The organism is Mycobacterium parascrofulaceum ATCC BAA-614 (assembly GCF_000164135.1).
GTDB lineage: Bacteria > Actinomycetota > Actinomycetes > Mycobacteriales > Mycobacteriaceae > Mycobacterium > Mycobacterium parascrofulaceum.
Genome location: NZ_GG770553.1, coordinates 549,108 through 572,411, shown reverse-complemented (window position 1 = coordinate 572,411; position 23,304 = coordinate 549,108). Strand labels below are relative to the sequence as shown.

At 68.9% G+C, this 23,304-nt stretch carries 21 protein-coding genes; 7 read left to right on the top strand and 14 right to left on the bottom strand.

The features are described from left to right. Positions 1–746: 746 nt before the first annotated feature. Both gltB and HMPREF0591_RS02780 read left to right on the top strand, forming a co-directional pair. Positions 747–5,330, top strand: a complete 4,584-nt coding sequence (gltB, locus tag HMPREF0591_RS02785) for a glutamate synthase large subunit (RefSeq protein WP_040621714.1) — start codon at positions 747–749, stop codon at positions 5,328–5,330. Continuing rightward, complete coding sequence (locus tag HMPREF0591_RS02780; protein ID WP_007166879.1) at positions 5,323–6,789, top strand: glutamate synthase subunit beta; 1,467 nt, start codon at positions 5,323–5,325, stop codon at positions 6,787–6,789. The genes gltB and HMPREF0591_RS02780 overlap by 8 nt, the downstream gene beginning before the upstream one ends. A 354-nt stretch (positions 6,790–7,143) precedes the next feature. Here the strand turns inward: HMPREF0591_RS02780 and HMPREF0591_RS02775 are convergent, their stop codons facing one another. Continuing rightward, positions 7,144–7,995, bottom strand: coding sequence for an LLM class F420-dependent oxidoreductase (locus HMPREF0591_RS02775; RefSeq protein ID WP_007166878.1), 852 nt, complete (start codon positions 7,993–7,995; stop codon positions 7,144–7,146). A 51-nt stretch (positions 7,996–8,046) separates the two neighbouring features. On the opposite strand from HMPREF0591_RS02775, the gene HMPREF0591_RS02770 reads away from it, so the two are divergent. Next, a complete protein-coding gene (locus HMPREF0591_RS02770; RefSeq protein ID WP_007166877.1) occupies positions 8,047–8,475 on the top strand; it encodes a hypothetical protein in 429 nt (142 codons plus the stop codon). Positions 8,476–8,501: 26 nt separating this feature from the next. Beyond that, the gene (locus tag HMPREF0591_RS02765) at positions 8,502–9,509 is read left to right on the top strand and encodes a PHP domain-containing protein (protein ID WP_007166876.1); all 1,008 of its coding nucleotides are present in this window, start codon (positions 8,502–8,504) and stop codon (positions 9,507–9,509) included. 9 nt (positions 9,510–9,518) lie between these two features. On the opposite strand, the gene HMPREF0591_RS02760 is transcribed toward HMPREF0591_RS02765, so the two are convergent. From HMPREF0591_RS02760 to HMPREF0591_RS02745, 4 genes are all read right to left on the bottom strand, one after another. Then, on the bottom strand, positions 9,519–10,277 hold the full coding sequence (locus HMPREF0591_RS02760; RefSeq protein ID WP_040620966.1) for a YoaK family protein: 759 nt from the start codon (positions 10,275–10,277) through the stop codon (positions 9,519–9,521). A gap of 151 nt (positions 10,278–10,428) precedes the next feature. Continuing rightward, positions 10,429–11,634: a DNA polymerase IV gene (dinB, locus tag HMPREF0591_RS02755; protein ID WP_007166874.1), complete on the bottom strand. Its 1,206-nt coding sequence runs from the start codon at positions 11,632–11,634 to the stop codon at positions 10,429–10,431. Between the two features lie 11 nt (positions 11,635–11,645). Further along, positions 11,646–13,151 carry an HNH endonuclease signature motif containing protein gene (locus HMPREF0591_RS02750; RefSeq protein ID WP_040621712.1) on the bottom strand — a complete coding sequence of 502 codons (1,506 nt, stop codon included), beginning with the start codon at positions 13,149–13,151 and terminating at the stop codon, positions 11,646–11,648. Between the two features lie 54 nt (positions 13,152–13,205). Next, entirely contained in the window at positions 13,206–13,847 is a 642-nt protein-coding gene (locus HMPREF0591_RS02745) for a TetR/AcrR family transcriptional regulator (RefSeq protein WP_007166872.1), read from the bottom strand. 76 nt (positions 13,848–13,923) lie between these two features. On the opposite strand from HMPREF0591_RS02745, the gene HMPREF0591_RS02740 reads away from it, so the two are divergent. Continuing rightward, positions 13,924–15,393: a flavin-containing monooxygenase gene (locus tag HMPREF0591_RS02740; protein ID WP_007166871.1), complete on the top strand. Its 1,470-nt coding sequence runs from the start codon at positions 13,924–13,926 to the stop codon at positions 15,391–15,393. Here HMPREF0591_RS02740 and rraA read toward each other — a convergent pair. The 9 genes from rraA to HMPREF0591_RS32880 all read right to left on the bottom strand — a co-directional run bounded on the left by rraA (position 15,390) and on the right by HMPREF0591_RS32880 (position 21,010). Further along, positions 15,390–15,869, bottom strand: coding sequence for a ribonuclease E activity regulator RraA (rraA, locus tag HMPREF0591_RS02735; RefSeq protein WP_007166870.1), 480 nt, complete (start codon positions 15,867–15,869; stop codon positions 15,390–15,392). The two genes, HMPREF0591_RS02740 and rraA, sit on opposite strands and share 4 nt — an antisense overlap. 28 nt (positions 15,870–15,897) lie before the next feature. Next, the gene (locus HMPREF0591_RS34350) at positions 15,898–16,380 is read right to left on the bottom strand and encodes an Rv3852 family protein (RefSeq protein WP_007166869.1); all 483 of its coding nucleotides are present in this window, start codon (positions 16,378–16,380) and stop codon (positions 15,898–15,900) included. A 97-nt stretch (positions 16,381–16,477) separates the two neighbouring features. After that, positions 16,478–16,978, bottom strand: coding sequence for a copper resistance CopC family protein (locus HMPREF0591_RS02725; protein ID WP_007166868.1), 501 nt, complete (start codon positions 16,976–16,978; stop codon positions 16,478–16,480). Further along, entirely contained in the window at positions 16,975–17,634 is a 660-nt protein-coding gene (locus tag HMPREF0591_RS02720) for a YcnI family protein (RefSeq protein WP_040620965.1), read from the bottom strand. Before HMPREF0591_RS02720 ends, HMPREF0591_RS02725 begins: the two co-directional genes overlap by 4 nt. A 27-nt stretch (positions 17,635–17,661) precedes the next feature. Further along, a complete protein-coding gene (locus HMPREF0591_RS02715) occupies positions 17,662–18,318 on the bottom strand; it encodes a DUF6474 family protein (protein ID WP_007166866.1) in 657 nt (218 codons plus the stop codon). A gap of 131 nt (positions 18,319–18,449) precedes the next feature. Beyond that, complete coding sequence (locus tag HMPREF0591_RS02710; RefSeq protein WP_007166865.1) at positions 18,450–18,848, bottom strand: helix-turn-helix transcriptional regulator; 399 nt, start codon at positions 18,846–18,848, stop codon at positions 18,450–18,452. Positions 18,849–19,353: 505 nt separating this feature from the next. Continuing rightward, positions 19,354–19,887 (bottom strand): hypothetical protein, encoded by a 534-nt coding sequence (locus tag HMPREF0591_RS02705; protein ID WP_007166863.1) that lies wholly within the window; start codon positions 19,885–19,887, stop codon positions 19,354–19,356. Between the two features lie 195 nt (positions 19,888–20,082). Next, positions 20,083–20,706 (bottom strand): superoxide dismutase, encoded by a 624-nt coding sequence (locus tag HMPREF0591_RS02700; RefSeq protein ID WP_040621711.1) that lies wholly within the window; start codon positions 20,704–20,706, stop codon positions 20,083–20,085. A gap of 148 nt (positions 20,707–20,854) precedes the next feature. After that, the gene (locus tag HMPREF0591_RS32880) at positions 20,855–21,010 is read right to left on the bottom strand and encodes a hypothetical protein (protein WP_007166861.1); all 156 of its coding nucleotides are present in this window, start codon (positions 21,008–21,010) and stop codon (positions 20,855–20,857) included. Positions 21,011–21,446: 436 nt separating this feature from the next. Between HMPREF0591_RS32880 and HMPREF0591_RS02695 the strand changes: the two genes are divergently transcribed. Both HMPREF0591_RS02695 and HMPREF0591_RS02690 read left to right on the top strand, forming a co-directional pair. Continuing rightward, positions 21,447–22,490 carry a DUF4328 domain-containing protein gene (locus HMPREF0591_RS02695; protein ID WP_083212384.1) on the top strand — a complete coding sequence of 348 codons (1,044 nt, stop codon included), beginning with the start codon at positions 21,447–21,449 and terminating at the stop codon, positions 22,488–22,490. Next, positions 22,487–23,304 (top strand): glycerophosphodiester phosphodiesterase (locus tag HMPREF0591_RS02690; protein WP_007166859.1); only part of this gene is annotated, 818 nt, incomplete at its 3' end. The genes HMPREF0591_RS02695 and HMPREF0591_RS02690, both read left to right, overlap by 4 nt.

Sequence of the window (23,304 nt, the reverse complement as noted above, 5' to 3'; positions counted from 1 at the left end):
CGGGTGCCGGCGGAGGCAGGCCCGCGGCCGGGGGAACGGGAGGCCGCGCCGGGGACGCGCCGGGCGGGGGTGGCAGACGGTCCCGCAGGAATTCGTCGCGCTCGTTCATGGGCTCCTCGGGTGCCGGGCGATCGGTCCGCGCTGGTGCGCTGCATCCGGGCCAGTGATAAGCGCCACGGCCCGTGCATTGGCACCGGACGCGGACCAGTATCCGCTCAGTATCTCCCGCGCGCCGGGCACCGCTACCGTGCAAACTTAGCAGCGCTCACCGCGGCACCGCCCCGCCGGCCTGGCCCGCCCCGTGAGCACGATCATGGGGGCCGATGCCGCCGTCGTGGGTACGCGCGCGCGGCACCTCAGCAAACGCGTGCGGCCGCAGGCTCCGGAACCGTCCGGCGCGGTGCGCGGCGCGGCTGTGACGAACATTGCAGCCCGGAATCAGCACGTCGGGCGGGTTGCCCGTCGCCGCTCGCCGAGAAATTTACGGTGCCGCCGGGTGGCGGTTAGACTTGACGAAGTTGGCATGTCAGGCGGGTATTGTCATATCGTTTTACGACTTGTCGAGACCGGTTTCCAGGCCACCGTTCAACGCTGCACGGACGCATCCCTGAACAGGGCATCTCCGCCTGGGGGACAGCCTATCGAGACAAGACCGAGGGGTCTTCGCCCGCAACGTCCGGGTAGGACCTGATCGGAGCAGCTGTTATCGGCCGCTGAAAGACGTTCAGGTGAAGGGTCAGGTGCATATGACGCCCAAGCGCGTCGGGTTATACAACCCCGCGTTCGAGCACGATTCGTGCGGGGTAGCCATGGTCGTCGACATGCACGGCCGTCGTAGCCGCGACATCGTGGACAAGGCCATCACCGCGCTGCTCAACCTCGAACACCGCGGTGCCCAGGGCGCCGAGCCGCGCAGCGGCGACGGCGCCGGCATTCTGATCCAGGTTCCGGATGCCTTCCTGCGGGAGGTCGTCGACTTCGAGCTGCCCCCTGCCGGAAGCTACGCCACCGGCATCGCCTTTTTGCCGCAGTCGTCCAAGGACGCCGCGGCCGCGTGCGACGCGGTCGAGAAGATCGCCGAAGCCGAAGGCCTGTCGGTGCTGGGGTGGCGCAACGTGCCCATCGACGACTCCTCGCTGGGTGCGCTGTCCCGCGACGCGATGCCCACCTTCCGGCAGGTGTTCCTGGCCGGCGCGTCGGACATGACGCTGGAGCGGCGCTGCTATCTGGTCCGCAAGCGCGCCGAGCACGAACTCGGCACCAAGGGGCCGGGCCAGGACGGTCCCGGCCGCGAAACCGTCTATTTCCCAAGCCTTTCCGGTCAGACGCTGGTTTACAAGGGCATGCTGACAACCCCGCAGCTCAAGGCGTTCTACCTGGACCTGCAGGACGATCGGATGACCAGCGCGCTGGGCATCGTGCATTCGCGGTTCTCCACCAACACCTTCCCGTCGTGGCCGCTGGCCCACCCGTTCCGGCGGGTGGCCCACAACGGCGAGATCAACACCGTCACCGGCAACGAGAACTGGATGCGAGCCCGCGAGGCGTTGATCAAGACCGAGATCTTCGGCACGGAAGCCGACGTCGAGAAGCTGTTCCCGATCTGCACCCCGGGCGCGTCGGACACCGCGCGCTTCGACGAGGCGCTCGAACTGTTGCACCTGGGCGGCCGCAGCCTGGCCCACGCGGTGCTGATGATGATCCCGGAGGCGTGGGAGCGCAACGAGTCGATGGACCCGGCGCGCCGGGCCTTCTACGAGTACCACGCGTCGTTGATGGAGCCGTGGGACGGACCCGCCTCGATCACCTTCACCGACGGCACCATTGTGGGCGCCGTGCTGGACCGCAATGGCCTGCGCCCCTCGCGGATTTGGGTCACTGAAGACGGTTTGGTGGTGATGGCCTCCGAGGCCGGTGTCCTGGACCTGGACCCCGCCAAGGTGGTCCGCCGGATGCGGCTGCAGCCGGGCCGGATGTTCCTGGTCGACACCACCCAGGGTCGCATCGTCGCCGACGAGGAGATCAAGGCCGAGCTCGCCGCCGAGCACCCGTACCGGGAATGGCTCGACCGCAACCTGGTTCCCCTCGAGAAGCTGCCACAGGGCGACTACGCGCGGATGCCCCACGATCGACTCGTCAAGCGCCAGTTGACATTCGGCTACACCTACGAGGAGCTCAACCTCCTGGTGTCGCCCATGGTGCGCACCGGCGCCGAGCCGATCGGCTCGATGGGCACCGACACCCCGGTCGCGGTGCTCTCGCAGCGGCCGCGGATGCTCTACGACTACTTCCAGCAGCTCTTCGCCCAGGTGACCAACCCGCCGCTGGACGCCATCCGCGAGGAGGTGGTGACCAGCCTGCAGGGCACCACCGGCGGCGAGCGCGACCTGCTGACGCCGACCGAGCACTCGTGTCACCAGATCGCTTTGCAGCAGCCGATTCTGCGCAACCACGAGCTGGCCAAGCTGGTCAACCTCGACCCCGACGACGAGGTCAACGGCCGCCCGCACGGCATGCGGTCCACGGTGATTCGCTGCCTTTACCCGGTGGCCGAGGGTGGCGCCGGGCTGGCCGCGGCGCTCGACGACGTGCGCGCACAGGCGTCGGCGGCGATCGAGGACGGCGCGCGAGTCATCATCCTGTCCGACCGCGAGTCCGACGAGCGGATGGCCCCCATCCCGTCGCTGCTGGCCGTCGCCGGCGTGCATCACCACCTGGTGCGCGACCGGACGCGCACCCACGTCGGCCTGGTCGTCGAGACCGGTGACGCCCGCGAGGTGCACCACATGGCGATGCTGATCGGGTGCGGGGCGGCGGCGATCAACCCCTACCTGGCCTTCGAGTCGATCGAGGACATGCTCGACCGCGGCGCGATCGACGGGATCGACCGCGAACAGGCGCTGAACAACTACGTCAAGGCCGCCGGCAAGGGCGTGCTCAAAGTGATGTCCAAGATGGGCATCTCGACACTGGCGTCCTACACCGGGGCCCAGCTGTTCCAGGCGGTGGGCATCTCCGAGGACGTGCTCGACGAGTACTTCACCGGGCTGAGCTGTCCGATCGGCGGGATCACCCTGGAGGACATCGCCACCGACGTCGCCGCCCGTCACCGGCTGGCCTACCTGGACCGCCGGGACGAGCGCGCGCACCGCGAGCTCGAGGTGGGCGGCGAATACCAGTGGCGCCGGGAGGGCGAGTACCACCTGTTCAACCCGGAGACCGTTTTCAAACTGCAGCATTCGACCCGCACCGGGCAATACAAGATCTTCAAGGACTACACCCGCCTGGTCGACGACCAGAGCGAGCGGATGGCCTCGCTGCGCGGCCTGCTCAAGTTCCGCGGGGGCGTGCGCCCGCCGGTGCCGCTGGACGAGGTGGAGCCGGCCAGCGAGATCGTCAAGCGCTTCTCCACCGGGGCGATGAGCTACGGCTCGATCTCGGCCGAGGCGCACGAGACGCTGGCCATCGCGATGAACCGGCTGGGCGGGCGATCCAACAGCGGTGAGGGCGGCGAGGACGTCAAGCGTTTCGACCGCGACCCCAATGGCGATTGGCGCCGCAGCGCGATCAAGCAGGTCGCTTCCGCGCGGTTCGGCGTCACGTCGCACTACCTGACGAACTGCACCGACATCCAGATCAAGATGGCACAGGGCGCGAAACCCGGTGAGGGCGGCCAGCTTCCGGGTCACAAGGTGTACCCGTGGGTGGCCGAGGTTCGGCATTCCACCCCGGGGGTGGGCCTGATCTCCCCGCCGCCGCACCACGACATCTACTCCATCGAGGATCTGGCGCAGCTGATCCACGACCTGAAGAACGCCAACCCGTCCGCGCGGGTGCACGTCAAGCTGGTCTCCGAGAACGGGGTGGGCACCGTCGCGGCCGGTGTCTCCAAGGCCCACGCCGACGTGGTGCTGATCTCCGGGCACGACGGCGGCACCGGCGCCACCCCGCTGACGTCGATGAAACACGCGGGCGCGCCGTGGGAGCTGGGCCTGGCCGAGACGCAACAGACCCTGCTGCTCAACGGGTTGCGTGACCGGATCGTGGTTCAGGTGGACGGCCAGCTCAAGACGGGCCGCGACGTCATGATCGCCGCGCTGCTCGGCGCCGAGGAATTCGGTTTCGCCACCGCGCCGCTGGTGGTGGCCGGCTGCATCATGATGCGGGTGTGCCACCTGGACACCTGCCCGGTGGGCGTGGCCACCCAGAACCCGCTGCTGCGGGAGCGGTTCACCGGCAAGCCGGAGTTCATCGAGAACTTCTTCATGTTCATCGCCGAAGAGGTCCGGGAATACATGGCGCAGTTGGGCTTCCGCACCGTCAACGAGGCCGTCGGCCAGGTGGGCGCGCTGGACACCACGCTGGCCCGCGCGCACTGGAAGGCGCACAAGCTGGACCTCGCGCCGGTGCTGCACGAGCCAGAGTCGGCGTTCATGAACCAGGACCTGTACTGCAGCTCCCGGCAGGACCACGGCCTGGACAAGGCGCTGGATCAGCAGCTGATCGTGATGAGCCGGGAGGCGCTCGATTCCGGCAAGCCGGTGCGGTTCTCCACCACGATCAGCAACGTCAACCGCACGGTGGGCACCATGCTCGGCCACGAGGTGACGAAAGCCTATGGCGGCCAAGGGCTTCCGGACGGAACCATCGACATCACCTTCGACGGATCCGCGGGCAACAGCTTCGGCGCGTTCGTCCCGAAGGGAATCACCTTGCGCGTCTACGGCGATGCCAATGACTACGTCGGCAAGGGCCTGTCCGGCGGCCGGATCGTGGTGCGGCCGTCGGACAACGCGCCGCAGGACTACGTGGCCGAGGACAACATCATCGGCGGCAATGTGATCCTGTTCGGCGCGACCAGTGGGGAGGCGTTCCTGCGCGGGGTGGTCGGCGAACGGTTCGCGGTCCGTAACTCCGGCGCACACGCCGTGGTCGAGGGCGTCGGCGACCATGGTTGCGAATACATGACCGGCGGCCGGGTTGTCATCCTGGGCCGGACGGGCCGCAACTTCGCGGCGGGAATGTCAGGTGGTGTGGCTTACGTGTACGACCCGGACGAGGAATTGCCGGACAACCTCAACATCGAGATGGTCGACATGGAGGCCCTGGACTCCGACGACGCCGAGTTCCTGCACGGGATCATCCAGGCGCACGTGGACGCCACCGATTCCGCGGTCGGTCAGCGGATCCTGGCCGACTGGCGCGGGCAGCGACGCCACTTCGTCAAGGTGATGCCCCGCGACTACAAGAAGGTGCTGCAGGCGATCGCCGAAGCCGAGCGCGACGGCACCGATGTGGACAAGGCGATCATGGCGGCCGCGCATGGCTGACCCGAGCGGCTTCCTGAAGTACACACACCGGGAACTGCCGAAGCGCCGGCCTGTCCCGCTCCGGCTCAAGGACTGGCACGAGGTCTACGAGGACTTCGACGAAGGCACCCTGCGCGAGCAGGCGACCCGTTGCATGGATTGCGGTATCCCGTTCTGCCACAACGGTTGCCCGTTGGGTAACCTGATCCCGGAATGGAACGACCTGGTGCGCCGGGGGCGTTGGCGCGACGCCATCGAGCGGCTGCACGCCACCAACAACTTCCCGGACTTCACCGGCCGGCTCTGCCCGGCGCCGTGTGAACCGGCGTGTGTGCTCGGCATCAACCAGGATCCGGTGACGATCAAGCAGATCGAACTGGAGATCATCGACCGGGCCTTCGAGGAAGGCTTCGTGGTGCCGCTGCCCCCGGACAAGCTGACCGGGAAGAAGGTCGCGGTGGTGGGTTCGGGCCCGGCCGGCCTGGCGGCCGCCCAGCAACTGACCCGCGCCGGCCACACGGTCACCGTTTTCGAGCGCGCGGATCGCATCGGCGGGTTGCTGCGCTACGGCATCCCGGAATTCAAGATGGAGAAGCGGGTCCTGGACCGGCGCCTGGAACAGATGCGTTCCGAGGGAACCGAATTCCGCGCCGGTGTCAACGTCGGGGTGGACATCACCGCCGAACAGCTGCGCGCCGACTTCGACGCGGTGGTGCTGGCCGGCGGCGCGACCGCCGCGCGGGACCTGCCGATTCCCGGCCGGGAGCTGGACGGGATCCACCAGGCGATGGAGTATCTGCCCTGGGGCAACCGGGTGCAGGAGGGCGACGACGTCCTGGGGCCCGACGGGGAGCCCCCGATCACCGCCAAGGGCAAGAAGGTCGTCATCATCGGCGGCGGGGACACCGGGGCGGACTGCCTGGGCACCGCGCACCGGCAGGGTCCCACGGTCGTGCACCAATTCGAGATCATGCCGCGCCCGCCGGAGACGCGCGCCGAGTCCACCCCGTGGCCGACCTACCCGCTGATGTACCGGGTGTCGTCGGCGCACGAGGAGGGAGGCGAGCGGGTGTTCTCGGTGAACACCGAGCAGTTCATCGGCGAGGACGGCCGCGTGACGGCGCTCAAGGCGCACGAGGTCACCATGCAGGACGGCAAGTTCGTCAAGGTCGAAGGCTCCGACTTCGAACTCGAGGCCGATCTGGTATTGCTGGCCATGGGGTTCGTCGGCCCGGAGAGGGAAGGCCTGCTCACCGACCTCGAGGTGAAACTCACCGACCGCGGCAACGTCGCGCGCGGTGCCGACTTCGATACGTCGGTGCCCGGCGTGTTCGTCGCCGGGGACATGGGCCGGGGCCAGTCGCTGATCGTCTGGGCGATAGCTGAAGGCCGGGCCGCGGCCGCCGCCGTGGACCGGTACCTGATGGGGGCGACGGCGCTGCCCGCGCCGGTCAAGCCCACCGCGGTTCCCCTTCAGTAATCACACCAGTCACACCAGAAACATGCCGCGATTCTTTCGGCGCGTCTGCCCATGTTTGCCAGAGCGCAGGTGTCTAATGGACCGCTGTGGGCTTCATGCCACAGAGGCCCCGGCTGAACAGACCGTCGCAGGAGTGGTCACTGTGCATATGAATCCATTACCTCGATCGCGGGTGGGGCGAATGGCCTGGTCTTGGCTGCGTCACCCGTTGAAAAGCCGTGAGTTTCCCGCCAAACACGAACGTCTGGTCACCGCAGAGGACCTGCTGCTCTTTGGGGTGTGACCCCCCCGATGCCGCCGCACACGGCCGCCCGGGGCGTTTGCTCAAACGTGATCGGGTGGGGCGTTGGCCGTTCAGCCGTCCAGCAACCCCGAATCGCGGATGGTCTCGGCCAGCGGTTCCAGGACGGCCGGGTCGTGGGGCGGGTTGATGTACACGATGCCCAGGTCGAGTCCCTCGGCGGCCAGCCCCCCCGCCTGCTCGATGACCTGCTGGTAGTTGCGGGCCTCGTCCAGCCGGAGGTGCGCCGACAGGGTGATCTCCTTCGGGTCGCGCCCGATCTTCGCGCACTCCGCCGCCAGCACGTCGCGCTTGCGCGCGAACTCCTCGGGCGGGCCGCCGGCGAAGTTCCAGTGCTGGGCGTAGCGCGCGGTGATCGGCAGCGTTCGTTTCTCGCCGCTGCCGCCGATGCAGATCGGCGGGTGGGGCCGCTGCACGCCCTTGGGCTCGTTGCGGGCGCCCTTGAGCTGGTAGTACTTGCCGTCGAAGTCGGTGGTCTCCCGGCTGAGCAGGCTGGTCAGCACCGCGCAGGCCTCCTCGAACCGGTCGAAGCGCTCGCGGATGCTGCCCAGCTCGATGCCGTAGGCGCCGGACTCCTCCTCGTTCCAGCCGGCGCCGATCCCCAGCTCGAGCCGCCCGTTGGAGATGATGTCGAGCGCGGCGGCCATGTTGGCCAGCACGGCAGGGTGGCGGTAGTGGATCCCGGTGACCAGGGTGCCCAACCGCAGCCGCTTGGTCGCCTGGGCCAGCGCGGTGAGCGTCGTCCAGCCCTCCAGGCAGGGCCCGTCGCTGTCGGAGAAGATCGGGTAGAAGTGGTCGAAGGTCCACCCGGACTCGTAGACGTCGATGTCGTCGGCGGCCTGCCAGACGGCGAGCATGTCCGCCCAGGTGGTGTTCTGCGGAGAGGTCTTGAAGGCGAAACGCATGCAATCGACGTTAGTCGATCTTTATGAAGCGCAACTAAACTCAAGCCCGCCATGAGCTACTCCCTCGGACTCGACACCAAGCTCACCCTGCTGGCGGCCGGGCTGATCTTCCTCCTCGCGCTGGTCCTCGGGGTGTGGAAGTACCGGCAGATCATGGCCGCCGACGACCACCGCGCCCATCCGTACGTCGACATCGCGCACCGGGCGGCGCTGCTCTACTCGTTCGCGACCCTGTTGCTGGGGGTCTTCGTGGAGCTCAGCGCGTGGGCGACGTGGGTCAACCTGACCGCGGCCGGGGTGGTCGTCTTCTTCTTCGTCGGCGCCATCCTGACCTACATCGCGCACGGGGCGCGGCGCGACACCGTCAACCAATTCGAGCATCCCGTGCGGGGCACCGCGGTGGCGATGACATTGCTCATCGTCGGCGAGATCGGGGGCTTCGGCGTGCTGCTCGCCGGCTTCGTCGCCGGGCAGTTCTGACGGTCGGGGCCAGGCACACTGGAGCCATGGACCCCGTAGCGGCCTTGCGGCAGATCGCCTACTTCAAGGACCGGAGCCGCCACGATCCCCGGCGCGTGATGGCCTACCGCAAGGCCGCCGACATCATCGAGGGACTCGACGCGGCGGCGCGGGAGCGGCACGGCCAGGCCAACAGCTGGCAGTCGCTGCCCGGCATCGGGCCCAAGACCGCGAAGGTCATCGACCAGGCCTGGTCGGGCCGCGAGCCCGACCTCCTTGTCGAATTGCGTGCCGGCGCCGAGGATCTCGGTGGGGGCGACGTCCGTGCGGCGCTGCGCGGGGATTTGCATCTGCATTCGAACTGGTCGGACGGGTCGGCGCCGATCGACGAGATGATGGCGACCGCGGCCGCGCTCGGGCACGAGTACTGCGCGCTGACCGACCACTCGCCGCGGCTGACGATCGCCAACGGGCTCTCGCCGGAGCGGTTGCGCGCACAGCTCGACGTCATCGACAAGCTGCGCGAGCAGTTCGCCCCGATGCGCATCCTCACCGGAATCGAGGTCGACATCCTCGAGGACGGCAGCCTGGACCAGGAGCCCGAGCTGCTCGAGCGCCTCGACGTCGTGGTGGCCAGCGTGCACTCGAAGCTGTCGATGGATGCCGCGGCGATGACGCGGCGCATGGTGCGGGCGGTCTCCAATCCGCACGCCGACGTCCTGGGCCACTGCACCGGCCGGCTGGTATCCGGGAACCGGGGCATCCGGCCGCAATCGAAGTTCGACGCCGAAGCGGTGTTCACCGCCTGCCGCGAGCACGGCACCGCGGTGGAGATCAATTCCCGGCCCGAGCGCCGGGACCCGCCGACCCGGCTGCTCGAGCTGGCGCTGGACATCGGCTGCGTGTTCAGCATCGACACCGACGCGCACGCGCCCGGGCAGCTGGACTTCTTCGGCTACGGCGCGCAGCGCGCCCTGGACGCGGGTGTGCCCGTCGACCGGATCGTCAACACCTGGCCGGCCGAGCGGCTGCTGCAGTGGACGGGATCGAATTGAGACGGCCGCTCAGACCCGCGCCGGTTCGGCGTGCCCGGGCACCGGTTCGGCGGTGCGGCCGGCGCTCTGCAGGACGTTGGCGGCGGCGACGGCCGCGCAGGTCGCGGCCGGAATGAGCAACGCGTAACCCCCCAATCGAGCGCCGAACACGATCCCCGCCACGCCGCCGCCGAGGAACAGCAGCAGGGTCGTCGCCAGGATCGCGGCTTTCCATTTCTTGATCCCGTGCAGCCGGCTGCGACCGAGTATCAGCCCGAGGTCAGTGACGGTTCCGGTGAAGTGGGTGGTACGGATCGCCATTCCGCGGAAGCTCGACGTCATCCCGTTTTGCAGGCCGAGGGCGGCGGCGGCGAACAGCGCCTGCACCGCGGTTAGTTCGATACCCAGGGCATTGATCTGCGCCTTCACGATGGTCTCCTCGACCCCGGCCGCGGCTAGCACCAGTAACGCTGCCTCGAGGAAGAGCACGGTGGCGTGGCGGGAGCCCGCGAGTGCCTCGGTGGGTGCGAGGATCGCCCCGGCCGTGGTCGCGCCGATCAGGAAGCCCAGAAAGATCGCGCCGAGCACGTGCCCTTCGTACAGCCACGGGTTGGCCGTGTTCATGCCCAGCTGCGTGGTGATCGCGGTCAGGTTGCCGACGGGCAGCGCCAAGATCAGCAGCGCCACCGCGTTGACGAACCCGGCCGACAGGGCCAGTAGGGCGCTGTACCCGAGCAAAAGGCCCTCGCGGGGCGGGCCGCTGTCGCGGGGTGGGGGCGGCGGCGGCATGGAGTTTGGTCGCTCTCTTTCGGGGTCGGGATTTTCGCCACCCTAACAAGCGGATCGACGTGCAGGCCGCGCTTCCCGGCCGATTCAAATCAACATCAAATCATCGAAACATGCTGTGCCAGCGAGTGATTGGGGACACACGCGACACCCGTCAATCCGGTAGGCGTGGCATCTCTGTACCCGGATCGCGGCCGACCAAAACCGCGGGCGTCAGCGCCGATTTGCCGTAACGGTCGCGCACCCGGTCGATCGCCGCGTCGATCGCGAGCCGGTTCCCGTCCTCACCGAAGGGCAGCGTCAGCTGCTGGGCGCCGCTGCGGTCGATCCCCGACACGGCGAAGCCGACCAGCGTCAGCCCGCGCTGTGCGATCACGGGCGCGGCCGACGCGACCAGCTGGCGCGCCGCGGCCAGGATCGGCTGCGTCGACGAGGTCGCCCAGGGCAGCGTCCGAGACCGGGTCGCTCGCCCGAAGTCGTCGAACCGCAGGCGCAGCACCACGGTGCGGCCGGTCCGCCCGGCCGCGCGCATCCGGCCGGTGATCCGGTCGATCAGGTTGACCACCACCGCGTCGACCTCGGCGGGCGACATGGTGTTGCCGGCGCGGCCGAGGGCCCGTTGCGCGCCCACGGACCGGCGAGAGACGCCGGTACTCACCCGGCGGCGGTCGATGTTGCGGGACAGCGCGAACAGCTGCCGGCCCATGGCGCCACCGAGCAGCGAGGCGAGCGTCGACTCGCTCAGTTCGGCGACGTCGGCGACGGTCGTCAGCCCGTGCGCGTGCAATTTGTCGGCCGTTTTCGCGCCCACGCCCCACAGCCGTCGCACGGGCAGCGGGTGGAGGAAGGCCAGCTCCTCCTCGGGCGGCACCAGCAGGAGCCCGTCGGGCTTGGCCTCCTGGCTGGCGACCTTGGCGAGGAACTTCGTCCGGGCGATGCCCACGGTGATGGGCAGGCCGACGCGGTCGCGGACGTCGGTGCGCAGCCGGGTGGCGATCTGTACCGGCGTCCCCGAGGTCCGGCGCAGCCCGCCGACGTCGAGAAACGCCTCGTCCACCGACAGCGGCTCCACGATCGGTGTGCAGTCGCGGAACACCTCGAACACAGCGTCGCTGGCACGGCTATAGGCACTCATCCGGGGCGGTACCACCACGGCGTGCGGGCACAGCCGTCGAGCCTGCGCGCCGCCCATCGCGGTCCGCACGCCGTGGGCCTTGGCCTCATAGCTGGCCGCGAGCACCACCCCGCCCCCGACGATCACCGGGCGGCCGCGCAACGTCGGATCGTCGCGCTGTTCGACGGACGCGTAGAACGAATCCAGGTCCGCGTGCAGGATCGAGGCCTCGCACCGCACGAACATAGCCGCGGCGACTAGAAGGGCGGTGGGTCGTCGTCGCCGGGCGGGGCGGGTCCGGCGTGTCGGGCTAGGCGAGCGTCGCGGTTGTGGCGGCGTTCCGTGGCCGCGCGCGCGGCACGGTCCTGGGCGCGGGTGCGGCGGCGTTTGGGCATCATCGCGGTCCGCTCAGCGCAATAATCCTGCGGGGGTGGGTCGGCTTCGGGGGTGGGCATGCCGCCGACGGCGTAGCACAGGCTGGGAAACAGCAGCGCGCTGCCCGGGGTGGTGACGTAGGTGCGCCCGGCCGGGGAGGTCAGTATCAGCGTCCCATCGGCGAGCTGTTTCTCGGCCCAGCCGCAAAACGACTTGATCAAATGATGGGTGCGGCAGTAGCACTTGAGGTTGCCCGCGTGGGTGGGCCCGCCCGCGGCATGCGGGATCGTGTGGTCGATGTCGCATCCGATCGCGGGCACGTCGCAGCCCGGCCAGCGACACGTCAGGTCCCGGCAGCGCACGAAATCGGCCAGCGCCTTCGAGGGGGTGTAGCCCTGCTCCGGTGGGGCACAGCCGGGATGCACCAGCGGTACCAGCTTGGCCGATGTGGCGAGCTCGGCCACCAGCTCGGGGGTGATCAGTCCGTCGGCGCCCACCAGCGATCCCGGCGCGGCACCGGCGCCGCCCACGGTGGCGTGTTCGGCGATCACGTGGATCACCACCGGGGAGGTCACTCGCCGCGTTCCGGCCGCGCAGTCGGTGCGCCCGCACCGACAGCCAAGCCGGTCGGCCCCGGCGGCCAGCGCCCCGAGCGCGTCCGCGCGGCGCTGCTCGCGGGTGCGCGGATCGCCGGCGCACACCGTGGCCGCCAGCGCATCGAGCCGCTTGTCCAGGGCGTGGGCATCCGGGGTGAACAGGGTGCCCTCGATGCGCGACATGCCGCCAACCACCTCACCGAGGACCACCTCCCGGTCGCTCTGACGCTGGCGGTGCTGGCGCAGCGCATCGGTGTCGGCTCGGGCCACGATCTTGTCGATTTGGCCGGCAAGCCGCGAGCGGGTCATCGACGGCCAGCGCGCCACCGTGGCCGCCAGCTGCGCATCCACCCGGGCCAACACCTCGCGGTCCTCGATCAAATCCGTGCGGTACACGATCGTGGCGACAAATCGAAAGTCGATGTCCCCTGCGGCAAACACCTGCCCCACCTTGGGCAGGCGCTCGCGCAGCGCGCGGGCGTAGCGCACCCGGCTGGCCGCCAACGCCTGCGAGATCCGCAGCTCGGCGCCCACCTCGGCGGCCACGGCGGCCATGGTGTCGATCGCCCACTCCTCGGTCTCACCAAAGCGCGAGAGCCGGCAGGCGAACAGCTCCCCGATCGCCAAGAGTTGCGCCGCAGCCGCCCGGTTCTCGGCGCGCGTCGACGCAGCGATGCGTTCCAAGAGCGCCGCCGGCGCCGCGGTCTTGGACGGGTAGCCGGGCTCGAACTGCTCCTCCAACCGGGCAATCGACTCCGGCGAGAATCGCGACCGGGACCCGTCTTCGAACATACATTCGATCATGCCACCAAAGTACGACACATCCGTGTCGACGTGGTCGCGCGGCTATCGGCCCTCGCCGTAGATGCTGGTCACCCAGATGTGGGCGAGGGTGTTGACCACCCGGTCCTCGTGAACCGCGGGAGTCTCGGCCGACAGGGCGGCCATCATCGTCCGCTCGTTCATCTGGTTCAGCGAGGTCGCCAGGTCGACGGCCGGGATCGTCTCCGGCGCCGCGCCGCGGGCGCGTTCGGCGTTGATCAGGGCCGCCGTCTGGTCGATCCACTTCTGCATGAAGCCCAACCACACGGCGCGCAGCTCGGAGCTGGTCGCCAGCGCCTCGGTGGCCGCGCGCGCCAGTCGGCGGTGCGTGCTGAATGCCGTGAAGAAGGCCTTGATGCCGTTTCGCCACACCCGGCGCGGGTCGGTCGGCAGCCGCTGCACCGCGCCGTCGAACTCCGAGTCCGCCCGCGCGATCACCGGCTCCAGCAGCGACAGCAGCACCGCGTCCTTGGACTTGAAATAGAAGTAGAACGTCGGGCGCGACAGGCCCGCGCCTCTGGCCAGGTCATCGACCGAAATGTCGGCGAACGAGCGCTGTTCCAGCAGCCGTTCGGCCGTCGCGAGGATCGCCTGCTCGCGGTCATCGCCCGAGGGACGAATGGCGCGGCGGCCCCGGAGGGCGCGAGTCTGGCCGGCGGTGGTCACGGCCGCTACTTTACACGGTGTCGAAAGTTTCAACACCCTGTTGACTGCGTCGACACGCCGTTGATACCGTGGCCCCATGAGTGAGCACCTTGACGTGATCATCGTGGGCGCGGGCATCTCGGGGATCAGCGCGGCGTGGCATCTCCAACAGCGCTGCCCGACCAAGAGCTACGCGATCCTCGAGCGCCGCGACGACCTCGGTGGCACCTGGGACCTCTTCAAATACCCGGGCATCCGTTCCGACTCGGACATGTTCACCCTCGGGTTCCGGTTCAAGCCCTGGCGCTCGGCGAAGTCGATCGCCGACGGCGCCGACATCAAGGCCTACATCAACGAGGCCGCGGTGGAGAACAAGATCGACCGGCACATCCGTTACCGCCAGCGCGTCGTCGCCGCCGATTGGTCCGACGCCGAAAACCGCTGGACCCTGACCGTCGAATCCGACGGCCAACAGCGCGAACTCACCTGCTCGTTCCTGTTCGCCTGCACCGGCTACTACAACTACGACGAGGGGTACTCGCCCACCTTCCCCGGGGCCGAGGACTTCGGGGGTCAGATCGTCCACCCGCAACACTGGCCGGAGGACCTCGACTACACGGGCAAGAAGATCATCGTCATCGGGTCCGGCGCCACCGCGATCACCCTGATCCCGGCGCTGGTGAACTCCGGCTCCGGCCACGTGACGATGCTGCAGCGCTCGCCGACCTACATCGGCTCGCTGCCCGGGGTCGACCCGTTCGCCGAACGCGCCAACCGGCTGCTGCCGGACCGCCTGGCGCACATCGCGAATCGGTGGAAGGCCATCGCGTTCAGCACCTTCCAGTACCAGTTGTCACGGAAACGCCCGGCCTACATGCGCAAGACGCTGATGACGATGGCCAAGCGGCGCCTGCCGAAGGGCTACGACGTCGAAAAGCACTTCGGGCCGCGATACAACGTGTGGGACCAGCGGCTGTGCCTGGCGCCCGACGGCGACTTCTTCCGGACCATCCGGCACGGCAAGGCCGACGTCGTCACCGACACCATCGACCGGTTCACCAAGACGGGAATCAGGCTCACCTCGGGTGAGGAGCTGCAGGCCGACATCATCATCACCGCAACGGGATTGAACATGCAGCTGCTGGGCGGGGTGCGGCCGACGCGCAACGGTGAGCCGATCGAGCTGACGTCTTTGATGACCTACAAGGGCCTGATGTTCTCCGGGGTTCCCAACTTCGCGATCACCTTCGGCTACACGAACGCGTCGTGGACGCTGAAGGCCGACCTGGTCTCCGAGTTCGTCTGCCGGCTGCTGAACTACATGGACGACAACGGGTTTGACTTCGTGGAGCCGCAGCATCCCGGCGACGACGTCGACGAGCTGCCGTTCATGGACTTCAACCCCGGCTATTTCCAGCGGGCGATGGACATGCTGCCCAAATCGGGCTCACGCGCGCCGTGGCGGCTCAAGCAGAACTACCTCTTCGACATGCGCACGATCCGGCGCGGCAAGGTTGCCGACGAAGGCCTGCAATTCGCGAAAAAGCGTGCGCCGGTAGGGGTTTAAGGCTTGACGACGACGATGCCGTCGTCGTCGCTGTAGGCGATCTCGCCCGGCACGAACGTCACCCCGCCGAGCGTGACCTCGATGTCGCGCTCGCCGGCGCCGGTCTTGGTGCTCTTGCGGGGGTTGGTGCCCAGCGCCTTGATGCCGATGTCCAGGCCGCGCAGCGCGGCCGCGTCGCGCACCGCACCGTTGACGACCAGTCCGGCCCAGCCGTTGGAGCGGGCCAGCTCGGCGATGACGTCCCCGACCAGCGCCGAGTGCAGCGATGCGCCGCCGTCGACGACCAGCACGCCGCCCGCACTCGGCTGCGAGAGCACCGATTTCAGCAACGCGTTGTCTTCGAAGCAACGCACCGTGCTGATGGGCCCGGCGAACTCGGGGCGGCCGCCGAACTGGCGGAATTGGACGTCGCAGCTGCGCACGTCGGGTCCGATGTCGTCGACGAGGTCGGCGGTGGGCTGGAATGACACGGTCACGTCTGACACCGTAGCGGCTACGGGAGGCTCAGCGGCGCCGCAGCTGCCGGATCAACAGGATGGCCAGCAGGCTGACGGCCAGGGCAACGAGCAACGGCATCGGGGACTGGCCCGGGCCCGCCGCCGGAGCGCCGGCCGGTACCGGGTTGTTGGCGGCGTCGACCGTTGATTTCGCCTGTGCCGCTACGTCTTTGGCGGCCGCAGCGAGGTCGCCGTTGCTTTCGATACGCTGCTGCAGCTCGGGTTTTGGCTCGGCGGCCTTGGCGGGGGGCGGGGCGGCCTTGGCCGGAGCCTTCTTGGCCGGCGCTTTCTTGGCGGCGGCCTTTTTGGCGGGAGCTTTCTTGGCGGGGGCCTTTTTGGCGGCGGCCTTTTTGGCGGGAGCTTTCTTGGCGGGGGCTTTCGCGGCCTTCTTGGCCGCCTCGGCCGGGGGCTGCTTCTCCGGCGGCTCCGGGGGCGGGGCCGCCGCGCCGTCGTCGGGTTCGCTGCTGGGTTGATCCTGCGCGTCTGCCATGCGGCCGCTCCTCGAGCAATCTTTCAGTAGTTTTCTAGCCCACCCGGGTTCTTCGAACCCATCATGCCAGCACGGGTGCGGGTGCCTCGGCCGCCGGTCACGGTCTGCGCCGCACCGCCCACACGGCGCCACCGGCGACGATCACCACCGCCACCACGACGAACGGCCAGACCGGGACGTCACCGCCCGCGGGCGCGCCGCCGGCCGGCGGACCCGGCGTGCCGGTGCCCGGCACGGTCAGCCGAAACGACCAGGACCCGGAGACCACGTGGCCGTCGGCGGACGTCACCCGGTAGTTCACCGTGTAGGTCCCCGCCGGTCCCAGCGGCCGCAGATCGACGGCGACCACGGCGCCCCGGACCGTGGGGTCGCCGGTGGACCACACGTTGCCGTCGGGCCCGACCACGGTCATGGCCGCGAACGTGGTCTGCAACTGCTCGTTGAAGGTGGCGCTCACCCGCCGCGGACCGGTGGCGAGAACCGCGTTGTCCGCCGGATCGCTGGCGACGCGCGCCGCGTGCGCCGCCGCGACCGGCGCGCTCATCGTTGCGATCGCCAGCATCGCGGCGACGACGGCGGCGATGGCCGACCGCCTCATGCCCGTCGGCGGATCAGCGCAAGGGCGATTCCCAGCGCGGCGACCACCAGCGCCGCGCCGCCCAACAGGCGGGCGGTGTTGTCCGGGGATGTCGGCCGCGGCGGCGCGCTCGCCGGCTCGGCCGGTGCGGCCGAAGGCGGCCGGTGGCCGTGGGCCGCCACCGGTCCCGCGGCGAGTGTCAGCGTCGGCGCCGGGTATTCCGGCTCGCCGCCACCGGGCTGCGGCGGCTGGTCCCACTTCACGACCGTGCCGTCGGAATACGTCTGCGTGGCCGGGAGGCTGACGGTGTCGGTGTCGGGCAGCTTCACCGAGATGCGGAACAGCGCGAATTGGTCCGGGCCGATCCCGCCGCCCGGCGTGGCCGTCCAGGTCACCGAGTGCACCCCGCCCGACGCCGCGTCACGGTCCAGCGTGGCGGTCCAGCCCGGCATGCTCTCGGTGCGGGCCGAGGCCACGTCGGGCAGGGCGACGCTGAGCGCGGTGGTCATCGCGCCCGTGTTGGATTCGTTGGGGACCTGCAAGGTGACGATCGCCATGGCGCCGCGGACCGCGTTGTCGGCGCTGGCGTGCACGTGCGCCCAGGCCGCCGGGAGCTGTGCCGCCGAGGCCAGGTAGAGGGCGACGGCGGCGGCCACCGCGACCGGGAAGCGCGCCATCGTCGAACTGCTGCGCCGTCGCATGCGTCAGCTCAAACCGAGCCGGGCCATCAGGTCCGCCTCGATGCCGTCGAGCTGCGACGCGATCGCGGCGTGTGCGGCCCGGCGCCGCGCCGCCGGCATGTTTTCGGCGGCGGTGACGGCGGCCGACAGATCGGTCAGCCGCTCGGTGATGGCCGACACGAACTGCTTGGTCTCGGCGTCCTTGGGCTTCTTGTCCTGCACGGTGCGCAGCGACTTCTCCGCCCCCGCGATGCGGGCGGAGAGCTGGGCGCCGTGGCCGGAGAACTGCCCGATCTGGGCCAACGGGATCCCGAGCTGGTCCGCGCGACGCTGGTCGACGAGCGCGCGCGCCGAGATCGCGGCCCGGTAGATGATCGGGGTGAGGATCGGCGCAAGCAGCCGCGATACCGTCAGCGCCCGGCGGATCCGCGCGGGTGACAAGATCTTGCCTTCCCGCGCCGCTTTGAGTTCCGTCTCGGCGACCTTCAACGCGTTGCGGTCGCTGTCCCGTTGGGCCTTGATCTGCGCCCTGAGGGCTTTGGCCTCCGCGCGATGGGCGGCCTTGTACCGGCGAGTCTCGTTCCTGGCGGCGAGCTTGGCCTCCAGCTTCGCGCGGGCCTTGATCGCGCGGGCTTCGGCGCGACGCGTCGCGCGACTCTTTCGCTTGGGGAACAGGCCCATTCCCTTACCGCCTCCCCGGTCTCTCGTCGACTGTCGCGCGTGCGCGATCCGTGAGCCAACCCTAATGGGAATGTGCGGGCGCGAGCCCTCCAGGTCGGGGCCGGACGGCCGGTGTCGGGCCGGGGCGTCCGCTAGGCGTCCAGGTGCTCGGCGCGGCGCAGCTCGTTGACCCGCTGCAGCACGTCCTGTTGGGCCTCGGGGGACAACTCGGCGGCGCGCAGGGCGAGGCGGCGCACGCCGTCGTCGCGCAGGGTGGTCAGGAACGACAGTTCCTGGTCGAGCTTCTCGTAGTACTCGTCGTCGGTGAAGTAGGCCGGCTTGATGCGGAAGAAGTTGGCGAGTGCAGCCATGGTCGCCGACGACGGGTTGGTGCGGTTCCCCGAACGCAACTGCGAGAGGTAGGGAGCCGACATCGTGATGCCTTCCGCCTTGAGCGCCGCGATCACTTCCGCGGAGGTGTGCGGCCCGCGTCCGGGCGGATACACCGTGTCGAACAGGCGGTTCAGGCGAGCAGCGAACGTCGTGCTCATTGGATATGACCTCCACTGGGCTGTAGAAGTGAACTATTACCTAGGTGTATTTGCTGATCATGGTAGCGAGGGTTGGTAGCCCTAACTAGGTGCAAACCCTTCCGGATTCGGTCCGAGCGTAGCTGGGGCTTGCCGGTGCCACACTTGACGAGCGTCTAACTGATTCGCTGGGGTGTCCACTAAATCAGCGAAACTCACAGGTTATCCGCAGAATTCGGCATCTCGCCCGGGGTGGCGGGCGGACAACGTGTGGCCCAGCGAAGTGTAGGATGGCCGCGTGCTGGGCGGTCGCACCGCAACCGGGCAGCAATTTATGATTGCTTAACGCCTTATTTGCTGTCGGAACGGTGCTGCGGCCCGAACGTGCCGTGCCGGGTATTGTCGCGGGTCCGATTGCGGGCCCGTCGACTGCCCCGACGGGCCGTGTCGGCGACTTCGCGCACGGGCGCCGGCGCCCGCAACCCGGCCTCGACCGGATGACGGGTTCGGGTCGCGGTGCGGCGGCTTACGCCGCCAGCAGCATCGCCAGAATCGCGGTGTCGGGGTGGCTGATGGGGTCGACGCCGACGCGGCTCACCATGGACGTGATCGTGCCGTCGGCTTCCGCTTCGACCCAGGCCGCCCGATGCTCGAGTCCCAGATAGGGCAACCCGGGGAGCAGGACGCATCCCGAAGCCGCCCCGCTGCATTCCGGCAACGACGGGGTGGTCTCGGAGGGCGGGTGCAGCATCAGCAGCGCGGGCGGTTGGTGGTCGGCGAAATAGCCTGGCTGGATTGCCGATTCACCGAACACGGTGCCCTCGGCGAGCACCAGGCCGACGGTGCCCGGCTCGGGTTCCTCGGGCAACTCCTCGCGGGCGCCGAACACCGTTGTGGTGGAGAGCAATCCGGGCAGGGAGGCGACTCTCACCGCCACCATCAGCAGCTGGGCCCATTCTTTGGTGGAATCGGGCCAACGGCCGGAGATCACAAATCCCTTGAGGGCACCACGAGCGTGGAAAGGGGAAACCCCTATCGGGCGGTCAGACCCAGTCTCCATTTCGACCTCCGCGCGACGCCTCCGTCCGATTAACCACACTGGTAGCTCGAATAATCAAGCATGCCTGCGGGTTCTGCGCCGTGCAACCCGACACGGCCAGTGGCGCACATCCTCTCGGAATGCCCGATTCGCAGCCGGACAAACGGCAGGGGCGCCGCGCTAGCCGCGCGACGCCCCTGCCGATGGAGATTGAAGTCAGCCGGCAATCAACCCCGCGGTCTTCGAGGTGGCAGCCGTGTAGCGCTCCTGAACGTCCGCCCAGTTCACGACGTTCCAGAACGCCTTGGCGAAGTCGACCTTCACGTTCTTGTACTGCAAGTAGAAAGCGTGCTCCCACATGTCCAGCAGCAGCAGCGGAATGATGCCGAGCGGAAAGTTGGATTGGTGGTCGTACACCTGGAAGATCAGCAACTTGTTGCCGAGCGTGTCCCAGCCGAGTGCCGCCCATCCCGAACCTTGGACGGTGGTCGCGGCGGCGTGGAACTGGGCACGGAAATTGTCGAACGACCCGAAGGCGTCGTCGATGGCCGCGGCAAGCTCGCCCGTCGGCTTGTCACCGCCATTGGGAGAGAGGTTCTTCCACCAGATGGTGTGGTTGACGTGACCGCCGAGGTTGAATGCGAGGTTTTTCTCGTTCAGCAGGATCGCGGCGTGGTCGTCTTTGGCGCGGGCCTCCTCGAGCTTTTCCAGGGCGGTGTTGGCGCCCTTGACGTAGGTGGCGTGGTGCTTATCGTGGTGGAGTTCGTTGATCTGGCCGGAGATGTGCGGTTCCAGTGCTCCGTAGTCCCAGTCCAGATCGGGCAGGGTGTATACAGCCACGGCATTCCTTTCTTCGATTATCGTCTTGGCGCTCATCCGCGCGGGGCTGCCGCGCGGAGGCCAACCATAGTCAACCCTGCTCCATGACCGCGCGCATCGCAAGAATGACCGCTGTGAGCGAAGACAGGGATACCCGCTGCGCGGGGTTTTACGACAAGACGATGAGGGCGAGAACGGCGAGCAGCGCCAGGGCGATCAGCCCGGCGCGCAACGCCGCGACGCTGTAACTGTGGTTCCACGCGGGCGAGCCGGAGTACGACTTCGAGGCGGCCGGTGAGCCCGGACCGAACGAATGCGTGGCCATCAATCGCCTTTCACCCGCTCCTCACCCCGGCAGTGAGGTGAGTCACAAACACTTTTTGCGAACGCGATCATAGCGCTTATGGGCGGGCTTGGAAAACGACGCTCTGATCTGCGGCTTGACCGCGCGTTCAACCCCGGGATGGATGACCGCCGGTCACTTCCCGTCCGGCCCAAGCGCTTAGGAAGGCAATCGATTTCGCTCAACTGCTGTGTGGGGCTGTCGATGGCAGGCAATAACGCCGCGGTGTTATCCACATGTAGAACCACGGTCGGCCGTCAGCGCTGTAGTAATGCTTCCCTTACCCAATATCGGCGTGTGGATAAACCTGTGGAAACTGTGGATAGTCGCGAGGGCTGAGGAGATAGCCGACCGGCCGGACCGCGGGCCACCGTGAAGCGTCCCGCGGGCGGCATCGTCGCGCGGTTAGGCTGGTCCGGTGATCCAGGTGTGCTCCCAGTGCGGCACTCGGTGGAACGTGCGCGAGCGACAGCGCGAATGGTGTCCCCGTTGCCGGGGGGCCCTGATGGCACCCCTGCCGGAAGCGCCGGCGCCCGACCCGCGGTGGACAGCGCAGCAGCCGGCGCCGGTGACCCGGCCGGCCGCGGCCCGGGGGTGGCAGCGCACCCCGCCGCGGCTACCGCCGGGGTTTCGCTGGATAGCCGTTCGTCCCGGCGCTGCGCCGCCCAGCCGGCGGGGACGGCGTCCCCTCGGCCCCACGCCGCGCTACGCCGTGATGCCGCGTTGGGGCCTGGCCGACCGCGTCGAACACCCGGTCTCGGCCGCCGGGACGCCCGCGCATCCGGCCCCATCGGCGCCCACGATCCGCACCACGCTGTTCGTCAGCGTGCTCGTCCTGGGCATCGCCGCCCTGGTGTACGTCGTTCGCTACCTGCTGCTGGTCGTCAACCGGAACACCTTGTTGAACAATTGGGTCGCCGCCGGCGCCGACTGGCTCGGCATCCTGGCCAGCGTGGCGGCGATCGCCGCGGTTTTCACCTCCGGGGTGATGCTCATCAGGTGGCTCATCGCGCGCCGCGCCGCCGTGTTCGCGCATCACGGCCTGCCCGAACCGCGGTCCAGCCGGGCGTTGTGGGCCGGGTGCTCGGTGCCGTTCGCCAATCTGCTGTGGGCGCCCGTCTACGTGATCGAGCTGGCGATCCTCGAAGAGCACTACGCGCGGATACGCAGACTCATCGTCCGGTGGTGGATCGCCTGGGTCGCCAGCTACCTGGTTTCCGTCTTCGCGATGTTCACCAGCTTCGCCCGGGACGCCCAGGGCATCGCCAACAACACGATGACGATGGTTTTCGCCTACCTGCTCGCCGCCTTGACGGTGGCCGCGGCCGCCCAGGTTTTCGAGGGGTTCGAGCGCAAGCCGGTGGAACGGCCCGCGCACCGCTGGGTGGTGGTGTCCGACGGTCCGCCCCCGTCGGCCCCGGTTGAGCTGGAGGGGCAGGAAGCGGCAGCATTAGGCGTATGACGTGGGCCGAGGAGGTGCTCGCCGGGCATCCCTTTGTAGTAGCCCACCGCGGCGCTTCGGCCGCGCGCCCCGAACACACGCTGGCCGCCTACGACCTCGCCCTCAAGGAGGGCGCCGACGGCGTCGAATGCGACGTGCGCCTGACCCGGGACGGCCACCTGGTGTGCGTGCACGACCGCCGGCTGGACCGGACCTCCACCGGGGCCGGCTTGGTCAGCACGATGACTCTCGCGGAGCTGCGGGAGCTCGAGTACGGGGCGTGGCACGACAGCTGGCGTGAAGACGGGACGCACGGCGACACCAGTCTGCTCACGCTGGACGCCCTGGTGTCGCTCGTGCTGGATTGGCGCCGGCCGGTGAAGCTGTTCATCGAGACCAAACACCCGGTCCGGTACGGCTCGCTGGTGGAAACCAAGCTGCTCGCGGCGCTGCACCGCTTCGGCATCGCGGCGCCCGCCTCCGCCGACCGGTCCCGCGCGGTGGTGATGTCGTTCTCGGCGGCCGCGGTCTGGCGGGTCCGGCGGGCGGCGCCGCTGCTGCCGACCGTGCTGCTCGGCAAGACGGCGCGTTACCTGGTCAGCGGGGCGGCCACCGCGGTCGGCGCCACCGCCGTCGGGCCCTCGCTGTCGACGTTGAAGGAGTATCCCCAGCTCGCGGACCGCGCGATCGCCCAGGGCCGGGCGGTGTACTGCTGGAACGTCGACGAGTACGAAGATCTCGACTTCTGCCGCGACGTGGGGGTGGCGTGGCTGGCCACCCATCACCCGGGCCGCACGAAGGCGTACCTGGAGAACGGCCGCGCCGGCGCCGGTGG

Excerpts from the sequence above, each read along its gene's own strand:
- HMPREF0591_RS02760 (WP_040620966.1), bottom strand. The coding sequence starts at position 10,277 with ATGCCGCCGCCGCCCCCACCCCGCGACAGCGGCCCGCCCCGCGAGGGC.
- dinB (WP_007166874.1), bottom strand. The coding sequence starts at position 11,634 with ATGTTCGTGCGGTGCGAGGCCTCGATCCTGCACGCGGACCTGGATTCG.
- HMPREF0591_RS02750 (WP_040621712.1), bottom strand. The coding sequence starts at position 13,151 with ATGTTCGAAGACGGGTCCCGGTCGCGATTCTCGCCGGAGTCGATTGCC.
- HMPREF0591_RS32880 (WP_007166861.1), bottom strand. The coding sequence starts at position 21,010 with ATGGCCACGCATTCGTTCGGTCCGGGCTCACCGGCCGCCTCGAAGTCG.
- HMPREF0591_RS34350 (WP_007166869.1), bottom strand. The coding sequence starts at position 16,380 with ATGGCAGACGCGCAGGATCAACCCAGCAGCGAACCCGACGACGGCGCG.
- HMPREF0591_RS02710 (WP_007166865.1), bottom strand. The coding sequence starts at position 18,848 with ATGAGCACGACGTTCGCTGCTCGCCTGAACCGCCTGTTCGACACGGTG.
- HMPREF0591_RS02705 (WP_007166863.1), bottom strand. The coding sequence starts at position 19,887 with ATGGAGACTGGGTCTGACCGCCCGATAGGGGTTTCCCCTTTCCACGCT.
- HMPREF0591_RS02740 (WP_007166871.1), top strand. The coding sequence starts at position 13,924 with ATGAGTGAGCACCTTGACGTGATCATCGTGGGCGCGGGCATCTCGGGG.
- HMPREF0591_RS02715 (WP_007166866.1), bottom strand. The coding sequence starts at position 18,318 with ATGGGCCTGTTCCCCAAGCGAAAGAGTCGCGCGACGCGTCGCGCCGAA.
- HMPREF0591_RS02720 (WP_040620965.1), bottom strand. The coding sequence starts at position 17,634 with ATGGCGCGCTTCCCGGTCGCGGTGGCCGCCGCCGTCGCCCTCTACCTG.
- gltB (WP_040621714.1), top strand. The coding sequence starts at position 747 with ATGACGCCCAAGCGCGTCGGGTTATACAACCCCGCGTTCGAGCACGAT.
- HMPREF0591_RS02780 (WP_007166879.1), top strand. The coding sequence starts at position 5,323 with ATGGCTGACCCGAGCGGCTTCCTGAAGTACACACACCGGGAACTGCCG.
- HMPREF0591_RS02775 (WP_007166878.1), bottom strand. The coding sequence starts at position 7,995 with ATGCGTTTCGCCTTCAAGACCTCTCCGCAGAACACCACCTGGGCGGAC.
- HMPREF0591_RS02765 (WP_007166876.1), top strand. The coding sequence starts at position 8,502 with ATGGACCCCGTAGCGGCCTTGCGGCAGATCGCCTACTTCAAGGACCGG.
- HMPREF0591_RS02725 (WP_007166868.1), bottom strand. The coding sequence starts at position 16,978 with ATGAGGCGGTCGGCCATCGCCGCCGTCGTCGCCGCGATGCTGGCGATC.
- HMPREF0591_RS02770 (WP_007166877.1), top strand. The coding sequence starts at position 8,047 with ATGAGCTACTCCCTCGGACTCGACACCAAGCTCACCCTGCTGGCGGCC.